This window comes from Roseicyclus marinus (genome assembly GCF_036322625.1).
GTDB classification, from domain to species: Bacteria; Pseudomonadota; Alphaproteobacteria; order Rhodobacterales; family Rhodobacteraceae; genus Roseicyclus; species Roseicyclus marinus_A.
Genome location: NZ_AP027266.1, coordinates 752,026 through 770,147 on the forward strand (window position 1 = coordinate 752,026; position 18,122 = coordinate 770,147).

Here is an 18,122-nt window from a genome sequence, read left to right on the forward strand (position 1 = left end):
GGGGGTTCGGGGGCAGAGCCCCCGACGGGTCGGCGCGCGGCACGCGCGGCGAAACCTCTTACAACCGCGAGAACCGGCTCACCTCGGTCCGGTTGTCGAAAAACGGCACGCCGGGGGCTTGCCGCCCCTCCAGCCGGGCAGACAATTCGGCCAGCACCACTTCGGTGATGAAGGGCATGTCATAGCCCCTGACCTCGTCGAGCGGCACCCAATGCAGATGGCCCAGCTCCGCCTCCGCGCGGCTGAAATCGTCGGGATCGTTCCTGAGCGCCTCGGCCTCGACCAGGAAAAACCGCGCATCGAAGCGGCGCGGGCGGCCGGGGGGCGTGATCGCGCGAAAGAGAAAGGTCAGATCCGTGCCATCGGGCAGATGGCCTGTGCCAAGATAGCCGCGCCAACCCTGCGGCTTGTCCAATCTGCCCGCCCGTGCATCGGGCGCGCCGATCAAAAGCCCCGTTTCTTCCCACAATTCGCGGGTCGCGGCCGCGACAAGCGGTGCGGGGCCCAGATCGCTCTCGCGCGCAAGGGCCGCCGCACAGCCTGGGGTCGGGTCGAAGGCGAGCGGGATGACGGCATCCACCGCGTCAACGGCCCCACCCGGAAAGACGAATTTCGACGGCATGAAGGCCGCATCCTGCCCGCGTTGGCCCATCAGCACCCTCGGACGGGTGGCGCGGTCGCGCAGTACGATCACCGTGGCGGCATTCCTGATGGCGCTTTTGTCCACTAGAAGCCGTGCATCCGTTTCGCCCACTGGATCCCCACGATCATGCCCTTGAACCGGGGCAGAAGGTAGAGGGCCATGGCCACCACGCCAATCGAAAACGTCCCCGCCATGACCCAGGGCCCGGGCTGGAACATCTCGTAGACGAAGAGCTGCAAGGTCCCCATCACCTTGGCCGTCAAGAGGATCGACAGATAGGCCGGGCCGTCATCGGCGCGGGCATGGCTCAGATCCTCGCCGCAGGCGGTGCAGGACCCGTTGAGCTTCAGGTAGCCCTCGAACAGCCCCGCCTCGCCGCAATTGGGGCAGCGGCGGCGCAGGCCGCGCAGGATGGCGGGGCCGGTGGGCCGCTCGGGTGGGCCGGGCAGAAATTCGGGGCGCAGCGTCGCGTCGTCATGGCTCATGCCCCCTAAATGCGCCGCCGCGCGCGCCCCGTCCAGTGACCTCTCGCCGCGCCTCACGCGCCGATCAAAAAAGCCGCGACGGAAATCTGCGGCCTCTGCGTGGAACGGGGCAGAGACAGCAAGCAACAGGAGTTATGCAGATGTCCATCCTCAAGGCAGGCCTTCTGGCCACCCTCATCCCCCTGGCCCTCGCAGCCCCCGCGCTGGCGCAAGATGGCCGTGGCCCCGGCCCCCGGATGACCTTTTCCGAGCTCGATCTCGACGGCAATGGCGCGCTCACCCTGCAAGAGATGCAGGCCGCCGCCCAGGACCGGTTTGCCCGCGCCGATGCCGATGGCGATGGTCTCGTGACCCGGGACGAGCTGATCGCACAGGCGATGACGCGGGCCGAGGCCGGCGTGGACCGGATGCTCGAACGGGCCGACACCGACGGCGATGGCGCGATCAGCACCGCCGAACACGAGGCGCTGCGCGATGATCGTCGGACGGCGGGGATGGAGCGCATGTTCGGGCGCGTCGATGCCGATGGCGATGGCAGCGTGACCGAGGCCGAATTCGAGGCCGCCATGGAGCAGATGGGCGCACGGCGCGGCCAGCATGGCGGCGAGCGCGGCGGGCGGCATGGCCAGGGTTTCTGGCGCGGCTGATCCCGACCGATCCCGGCGCGGGGCAGGTGACATGCTCCGCGCCGGGTGCTTTCCGCGCGCGGCACGGAGCGATAGACAAAAGCATGACGCAGGAAATGTCCGGGCTCGACCGGCTCTCCGACGGGGCGCTGATGGTCCTCTTCGCCAATGGCGATCCGGGGGCGGCCCGGCTTTTGACCGAAAGGCTTTTGCCGCGCGCCCTGCGTCATGCCAGCCGCGTGCTGGGCGACCGGGCCGAGGCCGAGGATATCGCGCAAGAGGCGATGTTGCGGCTTTGGCGGGCGGCGGGGGGCTGGCGGCAGGATGGGGCAGCCGAACCCGCGACCTGGCTTTACCGTGTCGTGGCGAACCTGTGCACCGACCGGCTCAGGCGGCGGGGGCGGACGGAGCCCTTGGACGATCCCGATCTTGCCGCCGATGGCATGCCGGGGATCGAGGCGCGGATGGTCGCCGCCGACCGGATGGCCGCGCTCGATGCCGCGCTGGCGCGTCTGCCCGAAAGGCAGCGACAGGCCGTGGTGCTGCGCCATATCGAGGGGCTGTCCAACCCCGAGATCGCTGAAATACTGGATGTGGGGGTGGAGGCCGTCGAAAGCCTGACCGCCCGGGGCAAGCGGGCACTGACAGCCGCTCTTGCCGGCAGGAAGGAGGCCCTGGGCCATGACGACTGAACGTGACGATGATGCGCTCGACGCGCTGTTCGACGCGGCAAGGCAGGCCGCAGCGCCCCCCGATGCGCTGGTCGCGCGCGTGCTGGCCGATGCGGACCGGGTGCAGGCCGAAACGCGCGCCCAGTCCGCCCCGGCGACACCCCCGGTCCGCCGCTCCGGCCCGTTCGGCCGGTGGATCGCGGCGCTTGGGGGTTGGCCTGCGGTCTCGGGCGTGACGCTTGCCGGTGTTGCGGGCCTTGTCCTCGGCTTTGCCGCGCCCGATGTCGTGGACAGCTGGTCGGGTGGGCAGATCTGGACCCTGTCCGGTGGCGCCGGCACGATGCCCGAGATGGGCGCGCTCTGGGATGGAACATGGGAGGAGGGGGGCGATGTCTGACCCGTCGGGCGAACACAAGGCACCCCGGCGCGGCGCGCGCGGTCTGAAGATCGCGCTGGGCCTGTCGCTGGGTCTGAACCTCCTGATCGTGGGGCTGGTCGTGGGGGCCGTGACCTCCATCGGGTCGGGGCGGCCCATGGGCGACGACGATCCGCGCCTGCGCAGTCTGGGCCTTGGGCCTTTCGCCATCGCCTTGCCGCGCGACGAACGGCAGGCGGTGACCGACAGGATCGACCGCGCGGCACTCCGCGCCGATCGACGCGAGATGGGGCAGGCGATGGCCGATCTGCGCGCGGCACTTCTGTCCGAGCCTTTCGACCGGGCCGCTGCCGAGGCTGCGCTGAACCGGTCGCGCGATGCCGCCAGCGCCGCGCAAGGGCAGGGGCATCGCGCCTTGCTCGATCATCTCGAAACGCTCGACGCGACCGAACGCGCCGCCTTGGTCGAACGTCTGGGTCGTGCGCTGCGCCGGATGGGCGGGCGCGACGGGGGGCGTTGATCGGGCAGGCCGCAGGCCAAGGGCATCTGGCCGTGTCAGGTCGCCGATACCGTCGACAGCGTGACCTGGTCGCGGCCAAGCGCTTTTGCCCCGTAAAGCGCCGCATCGGCCCGGTCGAGCAGGCTTTGCGCGGTTTCCGCGCTGCCCGGTTGCGACAGGGCGATGCCCACGCTCAACGTGATGTCGAGGGGTTTCGTCGCGCCGCCAAGGCCAAAGGGTTGCATCGCGATGGCTTGGCGCAATTCCTCGGCCCTGGCCAGTGCGGTGGCCTGATTGCAGCCGGGCAGCGCCACGAGAAATTCCTCGCCGCCGATCCGCGCCAGAAGCGCGTCATCGTCCAGCTTGCCCCGCAATCTGCGGGCCACCATGTGCAGAACCCGGTCGCCCGTCGCATGGCCAAGGCTGTCGTTGACCTGTTTGAAATGGTCGATGTCCAGCAGCATCACGGCCAGGCCGTCGCTGTTGCGGGCCAGCATCCGCTCCAGTTCGAACAGGCCCTTTCGGCGGTTGTGCAGCCCGGTCAGGCTGTCGGTCACGGCCATTTCCAGTTCCAGCCTGACCGAAGCGCGCAGCCGGTCGGCCTGCCGCTTGCGCCCCAGCTGCGCACGGATGCGGATCGCCAGTTCGGCCGCGTCGAACGGGTCATACAAGATGTCATGCGCACCGAGATCCAGCGCGATGGCCGCGCGTTCGGCATCGCCGTCGGGCAGGATCATCACCGTCGCCGCATGGCGTGTCGCGGGCCGCGAGCGCAGATCGGACAACAGGCGCAGCCCCTCGTTGCGATGCGACAGGTCGGCGGCGATGACAAAGACATCGGGAACCTCCGGATCCTCGACCGCGAACCCCCCCAGTGCCGCATCGCGGGGCAGGATCGACACCTCGCCCGCGACGCGGTCGTCCAGCGCCGTCTTCCACAGCACCGCGCCCTTGGGGCCCGATGCGATCAACGCGATCCGGCCGGGGCGTTCGCGGGCTGCAAATCCGGCGGCGGCCTCGGCGAAACCCGGTGCCGTCTCGCCCCGCTGGCGCAATTCCCGCGCCGTATCGCGGGCCCGCAGCAGCGAACGCACCCGCGCCAGCAACGTCACCTCGTCCACGGGCTTGGTCAGGAAATCATCCGCTCCCGCCTCCAGCCCCGCCATTTTCGAGGCGTGATCGGCCAGAGCGGTGATCAGGATGACGGGAATATCGGCGGTTTCCGGATCGGCCTTGAGACGGCGGCACACCTCAAGCCCCGACATCTCGGGCATCACGACATCGAGCAAGATCAGATCGGGCGCATTGCTGCGGGCGGCGGCCAGCGCGGCATGGCCGCAATCGGCCTGTTCCACGGCATAGCAGGCAGCGGCAAGCTTGACCTTCATGACGATGCGGTTCGTCGCGACGTCGTCGACAACAAGTATTCGCCCTGTCATGCCCGCCTCGCACCCGTTACTCGTATGTCACCAAACCCGCGTCATGGTCGGAGACTGTGCACCGGTTTTGGTCTGGAATGGTTAACAAATGCTTTAGCGAGCGGGATTGTCTTGGGGATGAATCAAGAATTGGCGGAAACCCGCGCCTTGGCGGTGCTGGGCTGGATTGCCGGGCAGGACGAGATCTTTCCGGCGTTTCTCGGTGCGACCGGCACCAGCGAGAGCGATCTGCGCCGTCGCGCCGGCGATCCCGAATTCCTCGCGGCGGTGCTGGATTTCGTCTTGATGGATGATGCCTGGGTCATCGACTGCGCCGCGGCGCTGGGCTGCCCGCCCGAACAGATGCTGCATATCCGCGCCGCGCTGCCGGGGGGCGATCTGCCTCACTGGACCTGAGCGCGCTGCGAAAGCTCTCTCAGGGCAGTTCGTCGGCGGTCAGTTTCGCCAGGAGCCCCTTGAGCGTTTCCAGTTCCGGCTCGCTCAGCTTGCTGTGGAAATGGATCGATGCCGCCCGGCAAAAGGGCAGGGCCGCGATGAACTGCGCCTGGCCCAATTCGGTCATGCGCACCTCGGTCGTGCGGCGGTCGTCGCGGCCCATCTCGCGCAGGATCAACCCGTCGCTTTCGAGCTGGCGCAGCGCGCGCGATGTGGCGGTGCGGTCGATACCCACGAAATTGGCGATGTCGGAGGGGTTCTTCTTGCCTTCCTCGGCGACGGCGACGAGCACGCACCATCCCACACGCGTCAAGCCGAAGCGGCGAAGATCATCCTCCACCCGCCGCTCGAGAATCCGTGCGGTGCGGGTGATCTGGTGGCCTACGCTGTCTTGCAGGCTGAATTTTTTGCCAATGCCGTCCATCGTGAGCCTGCGCTATAGAGCCAAGAGGTCATTCTGTCACGCCGATATGAAGTTCGCGCGAGACATTCCACTCATTTTCAACCTGGAGTTGTATCTTGTCCCAGCCGTCCAATACCGCGATCCGGGGCCTCCTGTTCGACAAGGACGGCACGCTGTTCGACTTTCACCTCAGCTGGTCGCATTGGATCGCGGGGCTTATCGACACCCTGTCCGAAGGGGTGGACGCGCGCCGCGCCCATATTGCCGAATGCCTCGAATATGATTGGGAAAACAAACGTTTCCTGCCCGGTGCCCTGTCCATCGCGGGCACGGTCAAGGAACAGGCTGCGGTGCTTTCCCCGGCGCTTCCGCATTGGTCCACCGACGCGATCGAGCGCTATCTGGTGCAAGCCGCCGCCCATGTGGCGATGGTTCCGGCCGTGCCGCTGGCCCCGCTTCTGACGGGGTTTCGCGCCTCTGGGCTGGCCGTGGGTCTTGCCACCAACGACGCGGAATCCGCCGCGCGGAGGCATCTTGAAGGCGCTGAAATAATTGACAAATTCGACTATATCGCCGGGTATGATTCGGGATACGGGGCCAAACCGGCCCCCGGCATGTGTCTTGGCTTTGCCAAGGCCCATGGTCTCGATCCCGCGACCTGCGTGATGGTGGGCGACAGCGCCCATGATCTGGTCGCGGGACGGGCCGCCGGGATGGTGACGGTTGCGGTCCTGACCGGCATGGCGGGACCGGCGGAGCTGACCCCCCTTGCCGATGCGGTGCTGCCCGATATCGGCGCGCTGCCCGATTGGCTGTCGACCCGCGCCTGAGGCATTGCTGGTGCGCAGGTCGGGGCGCGGAAATGCGACCTCCGCGCGTCGGTTCCGGGCAATCAGGTGGTCGGGCGATGGGCAAACCTGCCCCCTGACAGGCGCGGGCCAGACCAGCCCGCCCGCCAGCGAAAGGCCGCCCGATGAGTGACATGACCGACCTAGCCGCCCCGAAACGCCGCCGTGGGGGCGGGCGCGCGGGCCATTCCGCCCGGGCGGGGGGCCATGTCATCGACCAGATGCCGTGGCGCGTGCCGGTCAACACCGACCGCCCGACAGAACCCCTCCCGCCCGAGGGGGTGCAGGCCATCCACGATGGCGCGATGCGCGTCCTGTCCGAGATCGGGATCGAATTCCTCAACGACGAGGCTTTGGGCCATCTCCGGGCTGCAGGCTGCCGGGTCGAGGGGCAGATGGTCCGCTTCGACCGCGCCTTCGTCGAGGAGATGGTGGCCAAGGCGCCGCCCTCCTTCACCATCACGCCGCGCAACCCCGACCGCGCCATCACCATGGGCGAGGGCCACATGCTGTTCGGCAATGTCTCCTCCCCGCCCAATGCCTGGGACCTGGAGCGCGGCAAGCGGCCGGGCGACATGGCGACCTACCGCGAATTCATCAAGCTGACGCAGTATTTCAACTGCATCCATTTCGCGGGCGGCTATCCGGTCGAACCCATCGATGTGCATGCGGGCGTGCGCCATCTCGATTGCCTGTTCGACAAGCTGACCCTCACCGACAAGGCGGTCCATGCCTATTCGCTCGGCCCCGAACGGGTCGAGGATGTGATGGAGATGGTCCGCATCGCGGGCGGCCTGAGCCATGCGGAATTCGATGCCGCCCCTCGCATGTTCACCAACATCAATTCGGTCAGTCCGTTGAAGCACGACTGGCCGATGCTTGACGGCGCGATGCGGCTCGCCAGGCGCGGGCAACCGGTGGTCGTCACCCCCTTCACGCTGGCCGGCGCCATGGCCCCGGTCACGCTGTCGGGCGCCGTCATGCTGAGCCTGGCCGAGGCTTTGGCCGCCATCGCCCTCTTGCAGTGGATCGCACCGGGTTGCCCCGTGGCCATCGGCACCTTCACCTCCAATGTCGACATGAAATCGGGCGCGCCCGCCTTCGGCACGCCCGAATATATCCGCGCGACCCAGATGACGGGCCAGATGGCGCGGTTCTACGGCCTGCCCTTGCGCTCGTCTGGCGTTTGCGCGGCCAATGTCCCCGATGCGCAGGCGATGTGGGAGACGATGAATTCGCTCTGGGCTGCCGTCCAATCGGGGACCAACATGGTCTATCACGCGGCAGGGTGGCTGGAGGGCGGGCTGATCGCCTCGCCCGAGAAATTCGTCATGGATTGCGAGGTCTTGCAGCAATTCCAGCGCTATTTCGAGCCCTCGATCCTTGGCACGACCGAGGCCGATCTGGCGCTCGACGCCATCGCCGAGGTCGGGCCGGGTGGCCATTTCTTTGGCTGCCAGCACACGCAGGACCGCTACCAACAGGCCTTTTACGGCCCTTTCCTGTCGGATTGGCGCAATTACGAGGCATGGCAGGGCGCGGGGGGCCTGTGGACCGCCGAACGTGCGCATGGGCTCTACAAGAAGATCCTCGCCGAATTCGAGCCACCGCCGATGGACCCGGCCATCCACGAGGAACTGGCCGCCTTCGTCGCCCGCCGCAAGGCCGAGGGGGGCGCGCCGACCGATTTCTGAAGCTGCCGCAAATGCCCTGAAAACGCCCTGATTGCGCAAGGTTTCGTTTACGTCCCGCCCCCTATCCCTTTGGGGCGGGCGCTGTGACGGCTCCGCGACTGCAACGGGTGGATGGCATGCATGGCATGGTGAACCGCGCGCTTCAGGGGTTTCTGACTGCGACCTACGGACCCGGCGTCTGGGCCGAGGTTCGGGGACAGGCGGGCCTGCCCTTCGACGATTTCGAAGCGATGCTCGACTATCCTGACGCGATGACGCTGGCCTGTTTCGACGCCGCCTGCCACGTGCTGCACAAGCCGCCCAACGTGCTGCTGGAGGACATCGGGACTTGGCTGGTGACCGATCCGCACCTTGAACCGTTGCGCCGCCTGATGCGGTTTTCCGGTGCCGGTTTCGTCGATTTCCTCCATTCGCTCGAGGAATTGGGCGATCGCGGGCGGCTGGCGATGCCCGATCTGGACCTGCCGCAGATCGTGCTGGAACGCCGCGATGCGGCGACGTTCACGATCCACGCCCGCTGGTCGCTGCCGGGAATCGGGCCGATCCTGATGGGTTGCCTGCGCGCCATGGCCGATGATTACGGGGCGCTCGCGCTTTTGCGGCTCGACGGGCTTGATGGGGCGGTCGAACGGCTCGAGGTGCAGTTGCTCGACCCGGCCTTTTCGACTGGGCGCCGCTTCGATCCGGGGCGGGTGCGGGCATGATCGGCCTTCCGCCCAGCCTTGACCGGGTGATCGGCCTGTCGGGTGGTGCGCTCGACGTGCTGATGCCGATGCATCTTTGGGCCGATCCCGAGGGGCGCGTGGTGCAGGCGGGCCCCACCCTGACCAAGATGGCGCGGCGCGGCCCGCTGGCGGGCCTGCCGCTCTTTCGGCTGATCGAATTGCGCCGACCGTCGCGGGTCGCCACGATGCCGGGGCTCGAGGCGCTGGCCGGTCAACGCCTCGGGCTTGTCCTGCGCAATGCGCCCGACCTGCCGCTGCGCGGGGCGCTGACCACGCTGCCTGCGGGAACCGGCCTGATCCTCGACATTTCGCTGGGCCTGTCCTTTGCCCGCGCGGTTTCGGAATTCGGCCTGACGCTCAACGATTTCTCGCCCTGTGACCAGACTGTCGAACTGCTCTACCTGCACGAGGCCAACAGCGCGACGATGGCGCTGTCGCGCCACCTGTCCCAACGCCTCGACGCCGCCCGTGCCGAGGCCGAGGCGCAGGCCCTGAGCGATCCCCTGACCGGTCTGGCCAACCGCCGCGCGATGGATGCCGCCATCGCCCGCTGCCTTGACGACCCGACACAGGATTTCGGAATCATGCATCTCGACCTCGATTTGTTCAAACAGGTCAATGACAGTTTCGGACATGCCGCAGGCGATGCCGTCCTGGAACGCGTGGGCGCGATCTTGCGCCACCAGCTGCGGCAGCGCGATCTGGCGGGTCGTGTCGGCGGCGACGAATTCCTCGTGCTGCTCCGAGACTGCGCCGGGCGGGCCGAGATGGAACAGGTCGCAGCCCGCCTCATCGCCACGATCGAGGAACCCTTGCCCTTTCAGGATCATCTGTGCCGGGTCTCCGCCTCCATCGGGTTCGCGGCCAGCGTGGATTATCCCAAGCGGCCCGATCTGACCCGCCTACTGGCCGATGCCGATGCCGCGCTTTATGCCGCCAAACGCGCCGGGCGCCGGCGCTGGGCGGCGCATGTCCCGCCTGTCGCCCCGGCTGCCCGCCGCGCGGCGGATGGCGTGGCATATCCGCCGGGGGATTGAGCGGGGACACCGCGGCGCTATCTGGCCCTGATCCGTCGCAGCGCAGGCCCCCATGACCAGGTCCAACGATCTTCGCCCCCATCCCGTGCCCGCAGGCCGGTTCGCCCGCGCGCGCAGCATGGGCGGGCTGGCCACCGGCCTTGCGGGTGGCGTGGCGCTCAGCGGTGCGCAGGCGCTGTTGCGGGGTCAGCGCCCGCGCCTTGCCGATCTGGTCATGACGCCCGCCAACATCACCCGCCTGGCCGACCGCCTGTCCGAAATGCGCGGGGCGGCGATGAAACTCGGCCAGCTTCTGTCGATGGAGGCGGGCGATCTTTTGCCGCCCGAGCTGGAGGCGATCCTGTCGCGGCTCCGCGCGCAGGCCCATGTGATGCCGCCGCAGCAGTTGAAGCAGGTGCTACAAACCGCCTACGGCCCAGATTTCCGCAAGCTTTTCCGCAGTTTCGACACGACGCCACTTGCCGCCGCCTCCATCGGGCAGGTTCACCGCGCCACGACCCCCGAGGGCGAAACGCTGGCCGTGAAACTGCAATATCCCGGCGTCCGCGAGGCCATCGACAGCGATCTCGACAATGTCGCGGCGCTGATCCGCTGGTCCGGTCTCTGGCCCGCCGAACTCGACCTCAAACCCCTGATGGCCGAGGCGCGCGTCCAACTCCACGAAGAAGCCGATTACGCCCGCGAAGGCGCGGCGCTGGCGCGCTTCGGCGCGCTTCTGGCAGGTGATGCGCGCTTCGTCGTGCCCCGGCTCGACGACAGCCGCACCCGCCCGGCAGCGCTTGCCATGAGCTTTGAACGCTCCGAACCCATCGAAACGCTGGCCCATGCCTCGCCCGCGATCCGCGACCGGGCGGTCAGCGCGCTACTGGAGCTGTGCCTGCGCGAATTGTTCGAGTTTCGCCTGATGCAGACGGACCCGAATTTCGCCAATTACCGCTGGCGGCCCGACACGGGTCAGATCGTGCTTCTGGATTTCGGCGCCACGCGCGAGATTTCCTCGCCCGTGGCCGAGGCCTATCGCACCCTTCTGCGCGCGGGCCTTGACCATGACCAACCCGGCGTTCTGGCCGCGCTCGAGGGGATCGGGTTCATCAAGCCGGGCCTGTCAGACATGCATCGCCAGACCATCCTCGACATGTCCGAGATGGGCTTCACGCTGTTGCGCGGGCCGGGGCCCTTCGATTTCCGGGGCAATGATTTCGCCGACCGCCTACGGAAACGCGGGATGGAGATCGGCGGCGAGCGCGAATTGTGGCACCTGCCGCCGCCCGAAACCCTTTTCCTGCAACGCAAGATCGGGGGTCTGTATCTGCTCGCCACGCGACTGGGCGCGACGGTTGATGTCGCGGCCCTTGTGCGGTCCTTCGCCTAAAGCGACAGCCGCCGCGTCCGCGCGCCGCCGCGCCTGCGGGGTAGGGGCAGGGACAGGTCAAGCGGTGTCAGCGGCAAGGTCAGCGACGCGGCCAGCAGCGCGCAGAATTCCGCCACCGCGCCCGATGCCCCGGCATAGGGTTCGGCCAGCCGCAGTGCCGCAAGCGCCGTCTGCGGATAGGGGGCATCCCCGGGCAATCCGCCCAGCCATTGCATGTAGCCCAATTGCCCCAGCTCGCGCGCCCGCTCAGGCGCGGCCTCCGGTCCCTGGTGGCTCAAGAGCTGGATCAGCGTCTTTTCGGTCAGCATTGCGCCCTCCGCGCAAGGGGGCGAGTGCCGCAAAGGGCAGGCGTGAGGGGGCGCGGCGCGGGTCTGCTCGCATGTCGATCACTCCTGTCCGGACACCCCGCCCGGGTTTCGGTTCAAGGGCGATGGCAGGTCTCCTGGCTTGCGGGTCTGGGCTCGTCCGATCCTTCCCGGGCGGTCTTTTGCCCAGTGGTTCATCGGGGTCGCTCGCCGCTCACAGTTGCGGGGGCAGCCGCGGGTTTTCACCGCGTTCCCTTTTCAGACCGAAGGCATCGCCCCCGGTCACCATCACCACCATCAGACGCCGCCGCCGCGCGCCGGTCAAGCCATATCGCCGCGACAAAGCGCGGGGCGCGGGCGAGACCCGTCCCGGCCTCGCGCCTCAGGCTCCCGACAGGATCAGATCGGCCGCCCGCATCGCGGCCATGATCACGGGCGCATTCGTGTTGGCCGAGGTGATGTTGGGAAAGATCGAGGCATCGACCACGCGCAGCCGGTCCATCCCATGCACGCGCAAGGTCGGATCGACCACGCCGCCCGCCTCTTGCGGGGCCATGCGACAGGTGCCGCAGGGGTGATAGACCGTGCCCGCGCGGTCCCGCGCATCGGCAAGGATCGCGTCATCTTGCTGCCCGACAGGGCTGAACCCATGCGCCGCCACCGCCAGCTTGCGGAGCGGTTCCGCCTCCATCAGCTGGGCGATGAGCCGCCCGCCCGCGACCATGTCGTCCAGGTCGCGCGCGGTGGACAGCGAATTGGGCCGGATCGCGGGCTGGGCCGTCGGATCGGGGCTGGCTATGTCGATCCGCCCCCGGCTGGTCGGGCGGCAGGGATTGAACGAGATGATGAAGCCCGGCCATGGATCGGGCCGCAACAGCGGGCGCTTGTCGCGGTAGACGGTCGAATAGGACAAGGGGTTGAAGTAAAGCTGCATGTCGGCCTGCGCCAGATCGGGCCGCGACCGCACAAGCCCGCCCATCTGGTTCACGCTCAGGCTGAAGGGGCCGTCGCGGAACAGCGCATAGCGCAGCGCCGCCATCACCTGACCCTTTCGGCTGCCCATCACCTGGTTCAGCGTCGGTTCCTCGCAGCGATAGGTATAGGTGACGGCAAGATGATCTTGCAGCGCGCCTCCCACGCCCGGCGCGTCCAGCACCACGGGCAGGCCCATCCGCTGCAACAGATCGCCCGGTCCGATGCCCGACACTTGCAGAAGTTGCGGGGATTTCACCGCACCCGCCGACAAGATCACCTCGCCCCGGCATTCTGCCGTCATGATCTGGCCCCCGCGCCGATAGCGGATGCCGGTCGCGCGCCGCCCCTCCAGCATCAGGCCCAGAACCTCGGCCCCGGTGATGACCCGCAGGTTCGGCCGTTTCATGGCAGGCCGCAGGAATGCATCGGCCGCCGAATGCCGCCATCCCTTGCGGGTCGTGGTGCAATAGGGGCCTGCGCCCTCGCCGGTGACGGTGTCGCCCTCGGGCAATCCCAAGGCGCGGATCGCGTCGATGTAATGCCGTCCCAAGGGGTGGAATTCCGGCGAGCGGTCGCTGACCCAGAGCGGCCCGTTGCCCGTCCGTGTCCCATCCGCATGGATGCGCCGTTCGACGCGGGCGTAGACCTGCGCCACGTCCGCCGCGCCCCAGCCGGGGTTTCCGGCACTCGCCCAATCCTCGTAATCACCGGGCAGGCCACGGGCATAGACCATGGCATTGATCGAGGATGATCCGCCCAGACCCTTGCCGCGCGGCCAATACATGCGGCGGCCGTTCAGTTCCGGGTCCGGTTCCGAATGCATCCGCCAGTTCACGGATTTGCCATGAAACGTAAGGCCATAGCCGATCGGCACGCGGATGTCGGGCCGCCGGTCCGTGCCGCCGGCCTCGACCACCAGAACGCGCGCGCGCCCATCCGCGCTCAACCGTTCGGCCAGCACCGATCCGGCCGATCCCGCCCCGATTATGATGTAATCCCAGATGTCCAATCGCTCCTCCGACGCGCGGAAAATCGCAGGCTTGATGCCATCGGACAAACAATGGAAAACGGGGGAAAGGCCTAAATGGAATGGGGTCATTCATGCGACATCTCCCGCCCCCTGCCTGGCTGCGCAGTTTCGAGGCCGCAGCGCGTCTTGGCGGCTTCACCGCGGCCGCCGCCGAACTGGGCCTGACGCCCGCCGCCGTCAGCCAGCAGATCCGCAGCCTCGAGGCGCGGCTGGGCTATCCCTTGTTCCACCGCCTGCCGCGCGGCGTGGCGCTGACCGAACTGGGCCAATCCTATCTGCCCGCTGTCCGCCGCGCCTTCGAGGATCTGGCGAGCGCCACGGCGGGGCTTTTCGGTGTCGCCCAGGGCCGCCCCCTGGTGGTGCGCGCCCCGCCCAGTTTCGCGGTGCTCTGCCTTGCGCCGCGCATTTCCGCCTTTCGCGCGCTGCATCCGGGCATTCCCCTCAGGCTGTGCTCGTCGACATGGGCCGACACGGCGCCCGAGGATCGGGTCGATGTCGATATCCGCTACGGCGATGGGCGCTGGCCGGTCGAGGATGTCCGCCCGCTGACGGAACCGGGGTCGGTCGTCGTCGCCCCGCCGGGGATCGATTTCGGGCCTGACCCGCTCGCCGTGCTGGCCCCGATGCTGGGGCAGGGGGCGATCCACATCATCGGGTGCGACAGTTTCTGGGAAGGCTTTGCGCGGCTTCACGGTATCCCCGAAACCTCCGTCGGTCGCGCCGTCGCGGTCGACAGTTCCCATGCCGCGCTCGAAATGGTCGCCGCAGGTCTTGGTGTCGCGCTGATGGCCCGCGATCTGGCACGGCCCTTTCTGGCGCAGGGGCGGATCAGCGTCGAACCCCGCCTGACGCTGCCGCATGATCAGGCGCATTTCGTCCTTGTCCCCAAAACCACCGATCCCCGCCCCGAGGCGCGGCTTTTCGCCGATTGGCTCGTGGCCGAGATGGCGGCCCTTGGCCCGCTCGTGTCCGGGCCCGTTCCGTCCACGCGGGGCTCCATCTGAAGGCGAGTGCGAAATTACTCGATCCCGTCAGGATTGCATGATCCCTCAAGGGCTTGGCGCATGGCGTCCGAGCCTTTAGAAGGGCCGGACAACAAACCTTTCAGGGAGGTAAAATCATGTCGTTCTTCAAGGCTCTCGCAGCCGGTGCACTGGTCGCCGTCGCAACCCCCGCCTTCGCACAGGAACAGCTGTCCATCGCCACCGGCGGCACCGGCGGCGTCTATTACCCGATGGGCGGCGGTCTGGCCGAGATCATCAACGCACAGGTCGAGGGCTATTCGGCCACCGCCGAGGTCACCGGCGCATCCGTCGAGAACATGGGCCTGATCGCCACCGGCGACGCCGATCTCGCCATCGCGCTGGCCGATACGGTTGCACAGGCCTATGCCGGCACCGGCCGGTTCGAAGGCCAGCAGCTGCCCATGGTGCGCGGCCTCGCCTCGCTCTATGCCAACATGGTCCAGATCGTGACGCTGGACGGCTCGGGCATCACCTCGCTCGACGATCTGCGCGGCAAGCGCGTGTCGATCGGCGCGCCGGGTTCGGGCACCGAGGTCAATGCCGCAGCCATCCTGTCGGCCAACGGCATCAGCTATGACGATATCGAAGAACAGCGCCTGAACTTCAACGAAACCGCCGACGCGCTGGCCAATGGTGACATCGACGCGGGCTTCTGGTCGGTGGGCGCGCCCACCTCCTCGATCCTGAACCTGTCGACCACCAACAACATCGTCATCCTCGAACTGACCGATGCCCAGCTCGAAGCGGCCCGTGCCGCCGATGCGACCTTTGCGGTGACCACGCTGGCCGGCGGCACCTACACCGGTGTCGACTCCGACATCACCGTTCTGGGCATCCCGAACGTTCTGGTCGTCTCCGAAGAGATGTCGGACGATCTGGCCTATGCGATCACCCGCGCCATGTTCGAGAACATCGCCGATCTGCAGGCCGTGCACCCGGCGGCGAACGAGACCACGGTCGAGTTCACCATCGCGGCGACCCCGGTTCCGTTGCACCCCGGTGCGATCCGCTACTACGAGGAAATCGGCACCATGATCCCGGACGCGCTGCGCCCGTGAGCAGGAGGATCGGAGGGGGGCTTTCAGCCCTCCTCCTGACCGCTCTCGTCTCGGGCCCGACCCTTGCGCAGGACCTGGTGGTCACGCGCAGCGACGGGGCCGAGATCCTGCGGCTGCCCGCGCCCGATGGTGTGGGCTGGTGCATTCTCTGGAACCATTCGGTGCAGGGCTTTCCGGTGACGGATTGCTACGAGAACCGGTCCGGGCGAATGGTGCTGGTGCGCTCGCGCCAGCCCGATTTCGCGGCGGGGCTCGGGCATATTCCCGGTAGGGGCCGTCAGGTCTCGGACGGGGAGGGCGGTTACTGGATCCTCGACATCGACGAAGCCGTGCCGGGTGACGCCTATGTCCTGCGCCCCGGCGCAGGCGCGGTCGATCACCGGATCGAGATGGGCGACACCATCGTGTCGCTTTCGGCGCTGGCCCCGCGCGACCGGGTGCGCATCGCCCTGACAGAAGGGAACGAGTGATGAGCGGCGACACCGAAATCCGCCCCGTTGAGGCCCCGCAACCCCGGTTCGCGTTGCGTGCCATCACCGTCGTGGGCATCGCCCTGTCGCTGTTCCAGCTCTACGCGGCGGGTCTCCAGCCGCTTGGCCTGTTCTTTCAACGGCCCATCCACCTGGGCTTCATCCTTGTCCTGTGTTTCCTGATCTACCCGGTCTTTGGCCGCCACCGCCCGCGCGGGGCGCTGGGCTGGGCCATCGACGGGGCGCTGATCGTGGCGGGTGTCGCGGTCGGCGCATGGGTGCCGCTCAACATCGACATCATCGCCAACCAGATCTTTCCGCGCGACATCGACGTGTGGATGGGCGTTCTGACCATGATCGTGGTGCTCGAGGGGGCGCGGCGCGCCGTGGGCTTCGGCATGACGATCATCGGCGCGTTCTTCATCGCCTATGCCTTCGCGGGCAGCCGGGGAGAATTGCCCTTCCTCGCCGATTGGATGCCCGGCATCCTGAACCATCGCGGCTACGGGCTTGACCGCGTGGCAAGCCAGATGACGCTCGGGGCCGAGGGGATCTACGGCATCCCGCTGGGTGTGGCCGCAACCTTCATCTTCGTCTTCGTCCTGTTCGGTGCGTTCCTCGAAGTGACGGGCGCGGGCAAGTTCTTCATCGATCTGGCCTATGCCGCCACCGGAAGGCAGCGCGGCGGCCCGGCCAAGGCCGCCGTGATCGCCAGCGCGGGCATGGGCTCCATCTCGGGCTCGGCCATCGCGAACGTGGTCACCACCGGGGCCTTCACCATCCCGCTGATGAAGAAACTGGGCTACCGCCCCGCGCAGGCCGGCGGGATCGAGGCTGCGGCCTCGACCGGCGGGCAGATCATGCCGCCCCTGATGGGGGCGGGCGCCTTTCTCATGTCCGAATTCACCCGCACGCCCTATGTCGACATCGTTCTCGTGTCGATCTTTCCCGCCATTCTCTATTTCGGCGCGGTCTACCTTCTGGTGCATATCGCCGCCGTGAAACAGGGCATGACCGGCATGAGCGCCGAGGAATTGCCCAGCGTCCGCTCGGTTCTGGCCGAAGGCTGGCATTTCCTGTTGCCGCTTGTGGCCCTCACATGGCTTCTCGTCGCGGGATATTCGCCGATGCGAGTGGGCTTTTACGCCATCGTCTCGGTCGTGGCCGCCGCGTCGGCCAAGGCGCTCTGGACCTTTTTCTCCAGCCAGCCGAGCTGGGGCGGGTTCGTCGCGCTCTGCAAGCGTGGGCTGGACCTCACGCTTCAGGCGCTGGAGCTGGGCGCGCGCAACGCGGTCGCCGTCTCCATGGCCTGCGCGGTCGCGGGCATCATCGTGGGCGTCGTGGGCCTGACCGGTCTGGGGCTGAAATTCTCGGCCATGATGATCGCGTTTTCGGGCGGCAACCTGGTGCTGGCGCTGATCCTTGTTCTCATCGCAAGCCTGATCCTCGGGATGGGGCTGCCCGTGACGGCGGCCTATATCGTGCTGATCATCCTCGTCGGTCCCGCCCTGACCGAGGAATTCGGCATCCCGATCCTGATCGCGCATCTGGTCGTCTTCTGGTATTCGCAAGACAGCAATGTCACGCCCCCCGTGGCGCTTGCGGGCTTTGCGGGCGCGGCCATTGCCGGATCGAAACCGATGGAGACGAGCGTTCAGGCGTGGAAATACGCCAAGGGTCTCTACCTTATCCCGCTCTTCATGGTGTTCAACGAGGAAATCATCCTCGGCGGTCCCTTGCCCCTCGTGATCTGGAGCGGCGTGATCGCCGTGATTGCACTCGTGGCCTTTGCCGCCGCGCTCGAAGGGTTCTTGTGGCGCGCCATGCCCATCTGGCAGCGCGTGGCCCTGGTGCCCGGTGTCATCGCGATCTTCTGGCCCGACATCATGGTCGAGGTGGCGGGCGTGGCCCTGATCCTCGCCATTCTCGGGGCGAACTGGTGGGGCGCGCGGGGCGAGGCAGCTGCGCGGGCCTAAAGCATGTTGCGCAAAAGGGGGACCGGTTTT

At 67.6% G+C, this 18,122-nt stretch carries 20 protein-coding genes and 1 riboswitch; of the genes, 14 read left to right on the top strand and 6 right to left on the bottom strand.

The genetic code is table 11. The features are described from left to right. Positions 1-58: 58 nt before the first annotated feature. Complete coding sequence (locus AABA51_RS03660; protein WP_338274510.1) at positions 59-727, bottom strand: NUDIX hydrolase; 669 nt, start codon at positions 725-727, stop codon at positions 59-61. Beyond that, positions 727-1,128 carry a DUF983 domain-containing protein gene (locus AABA51_RS03665; protein WP_338274512.1) on the bottom strand — a complete coding sequence of 134 codons (402 nt, stop codon included), beginning with the start codon at positions 1,126-1,128 and terminating at the stop codon, positions 727-729. The genes AABA51_RS03660 and AABA51_RS03665 overlap by 1 nt, the downstream gene beginning before the upstream one ends. A 140-nt stretch (positions 1,129-1,268) precedes the next feature. Here AABA51_RS03665 and AABA51_RS03670 point away from each other — a divergent pair, with 140 nt between their 5' ends. The 4 genes from AABA51_RS03670 to AABA51_RS03685 all read left to right on the top strand — a co-directional run bounded on the left by AABA51_RS03670 (position 1,269) and on the right by AABA51_RS03685 (position 3,321). After that, positions 1,269-1,775: an EF-hand domain-containing protein gene (locus tag AABA51_RS03670; RefSeq protein ID WP_338274514.1), complete on the top strand. Its 507-nt coding sequence runs from the start codon at positions 1,269-1,271 to the stop codon at positions 1,773-1,775. An 83-nt stretch (positions 1,776-1,858) separates the two neighbouring features. Then, complete coding sequence (locus AABA51_RS03675) at positions 1,859-2,446, top strand: RNA polymerase sigma factor (protein ID WP_338274516.1); 588 nt, start codon at positions 1,859-1,861, stop codon at positions 2,444-2,446. Beyond that, positions 2,436-2,822, top strand: coding sequence for a hypothetical protein (locus AABA51_RS03680; RefSeq protein WP_338274518.1), 387 nt, complete (start codon positions 2,436-2,438; stop codon positions 2,820-2,822). Before AABA51_RS03675 ends, AABA51_RS03680 begins: the two co-directional genes overlap by 11 nt. Continuing rightward, entirely contained in the window at positions 2,815-3,321 is a 507-nt protein-coding gene (locus AABA51_RS03685) for a periplasmic heavy metal sensor (RefSeq protein WP_338274520.1), read from the top strand. Before AABA51_RS03680 ends, AABA51_RS03685 begins: the two co-directional genes overlap by 8 nt. A 35-nt stretch (positions 3,322-3,356) precedes the next feature. Here AABA51_RS03685 and AABA51_RS03690 read toward each other — a convergent pair whose 3' ends face one another. After that, positions 3,357-4,739, bottom strand: a complete 1,383-nt coding sequence (locus AABA51_RS03690; protein WP_338274522.1) for a diguanylate cyclase domain-containing protein — start codon at positions 4,737-4,739, stop codon at positions 3,357-3,359. Between the two features lie 117 nt (positions 4,740-4,856). On the opposite strand from AABA51_RS03690, the gene AABA51_RS03695 reads away from it, so the two are divergent. Then, the gene (locus AABA51_RS03695; protein WP_338274524.1) at positions 4,857-5,135 is read left to right on the top strand and encodes a DUF3572 domain-containing protein; all 279 of its coding nucleotides are present in this window, start codon (positions 4,857-4,859) and stop codon (positions 5,133-5,135) included. Positions 5,136-5,154: 19 nt separating this feature from the next. On the opposite strand, the gene AABA51_RS03700 is transcribed toward AABA51_RS03695, so the two are convergent. Continuing rightward, a complete protein-coding gene (locus tag AABA51_RS03700) occupies positions 5,155-5,598 on the bottom strand; it encodes a MarR family winged helix-turn-helix transcriptional regulator (protein ID WP_338274526.1) in 444 nt (147 codons plus the stop codon). Positions 5,599-5,693: 95 nt separating this feature from the next. Between AABA51_RS03700 and AABA51_RS03705 the strand changes: the two genes are divergently transcribed. The 5 genes from AABA51_RS03705 to AABA51_RS03725 all read left to right on the top strand — a co-directional run bounded on the left by AABA51_RS03705 (position 5,694) and on the right by AABA51_RS03725 (position 11,253). Then, positions 5,694-6,407 carry an HAD family hydrolase gene (locus AABA51_RS03705; protein ID WP_338274527.1) on the top strand — a complete coding sequence of 238 codons (714 nt, stop codon included), beginning with the start codon at positions 5,694-5,696 and terminating at the stop codon, positions 6,405-6,407. A 143-nt stretch (positions 6,408-6,550) separates the two neighbouring features. Beyond that, positions 6,551-8,119: a trimethylamine methyltransferase family protein gene (locus tag AABA51_RS03710; RefSeq protein WP_416915344.1), complete on the top strand. Its 1,569-nt coding sequence runs from the start codon at positions 6,551-6,553 to the stop codon at positions 8,117-8,119. An 83-nt stretch (positions 8,120-8,202) separates the two neighbouring features. Continuing rightward, positions 8,203-8,823 carry a heme NO-binding domain-containing protein gene (locus AABA51_RS03715; RefSeq protein ID WP_338274529.1) on the top strand — a complete coding sequence of 207 codons (621 nt, stop codon included), beginning with the start codon at positions 8,203-8,205 and terminating at the stop codon, positions 8,821-8,823. Then, positions 8,820-9,881, top strand: coding sequence for a GGDEF domain-containing protein (locus tag AABA51_RS03720; protein WP_338274531.1), 1,062 nt, complete (start codon positions 8,820-8,822; stop codon positions 9,879-9,881). The genes AABA51_RS03715 and AABA51_RS03720 overlap by 4 nt, the downstream gene beginning before the upstream one ends. Positions 9,882-9,933: 52 nt before the next feature. Next, positions 9,934-11,253: an ABC1 kinase family protein gene (locus AABA51_RS03725; protein ID WP_338274533.1), complete on the top strand. Its 1,320-nt coding sequence runs from the start codon at positions 9,934-9,936 to the stop codon at positions 11,251-11,253. Here AABA51_RS03725 and AABA51_RS03730 read toward each other — a convergent pair. Beyond that, a complete protein-coding gene (locus AABA51_RS03730; protein WP_338274535.1) occupies positions 11,250-11,561 on the bottom strand; it encodes a hypothetical protein in 312 nt (103 codons plus the stop codon). The genes AABA51_RS03725 and AABA51_RS03730 overlap by 4 nt on opposite strands. Before the next feature lie 107 nt (positions 11,562-11,668). Then, positions 11,669-11,863, bottom strand: a riboswitch (cobalamin riboswitch). A 77-nt stretch (positions 11,864-11,940) separates the two neighbouring features. Next, positions 11,941-13,542: a GMC family oxidoreductase gene (locus tag AABA51_RS03735; protein ID WP_338274537.1), complete on the bottom strand. Its 1,602-nt coding sequence runs from the start codon at positions 13,540-13,542 to the stop codon at positions 11,941-11,943. Between the two features lie 92 nt (positions 13,543-13,634). Here AABA51_RS03735 and AABA51_RS03740 point away from each other — a divergent pair, with 92 nt between their 5' ends. The 4 genes from AABA51_RS03740 to AABA51_RS03755 all read left to right on the top strand — a co-directional run bounded on the left by AABA51_RS03740 (position 13,635) and on the right by AABA51_RS03755 (position 18,092). Then, positions 13,635-14,567, top strand: a complete 933-nt coding sequence (locus AABA51_RS03740; protein ID WP_338274539.1) for a LysR substrate-binding domain-containing protein — start codon at positions 13,635-13,637, stop codon at positions 14,565-14,567. Positions 14,568-14,683: 116 nt separating this feature from the next. After that, entirely contained in the window at positions 14,684-15,646 is a 963-nt protein-coding gene (locus AABA51_RS03745) for a TAXI family TRAP transporter solute-binding subunit (RefSeq protein ID WP_338274541.1), read from the top strand. Next, positions 15,643-16,116 carry a DUF1850 domain-containing protein gene (locus AABA51_RS03750; protein WP_338274543.1) on the top strand — a complete coding sequence of 158 codons (474 nt, stop codon included), beginning with the start codon at positions 15,643-15,645 and terminating at the stop codon, positions 16,114-16,116. Before AABA51_RS03745 ends, AABA51_RS03750 begins: the two co-directional genes overlap by 4 nt. After that, entirely contained in the window at positions 16,116-18,092 is a 1,977-nt protein-coding gene (locus AABA51_RS03755; RefSeq protein ID WP_338274545.1) for a TRAP transporter permease, read from the top strand. The genes AABA51_RS03750 and AABA51_RS03755 overlap by 1 nt, the downstream gene beginning before the upstream one ends. The last annotated feature ends 30 nt before the right edge of the window (positions 18,093-18,122 follow it).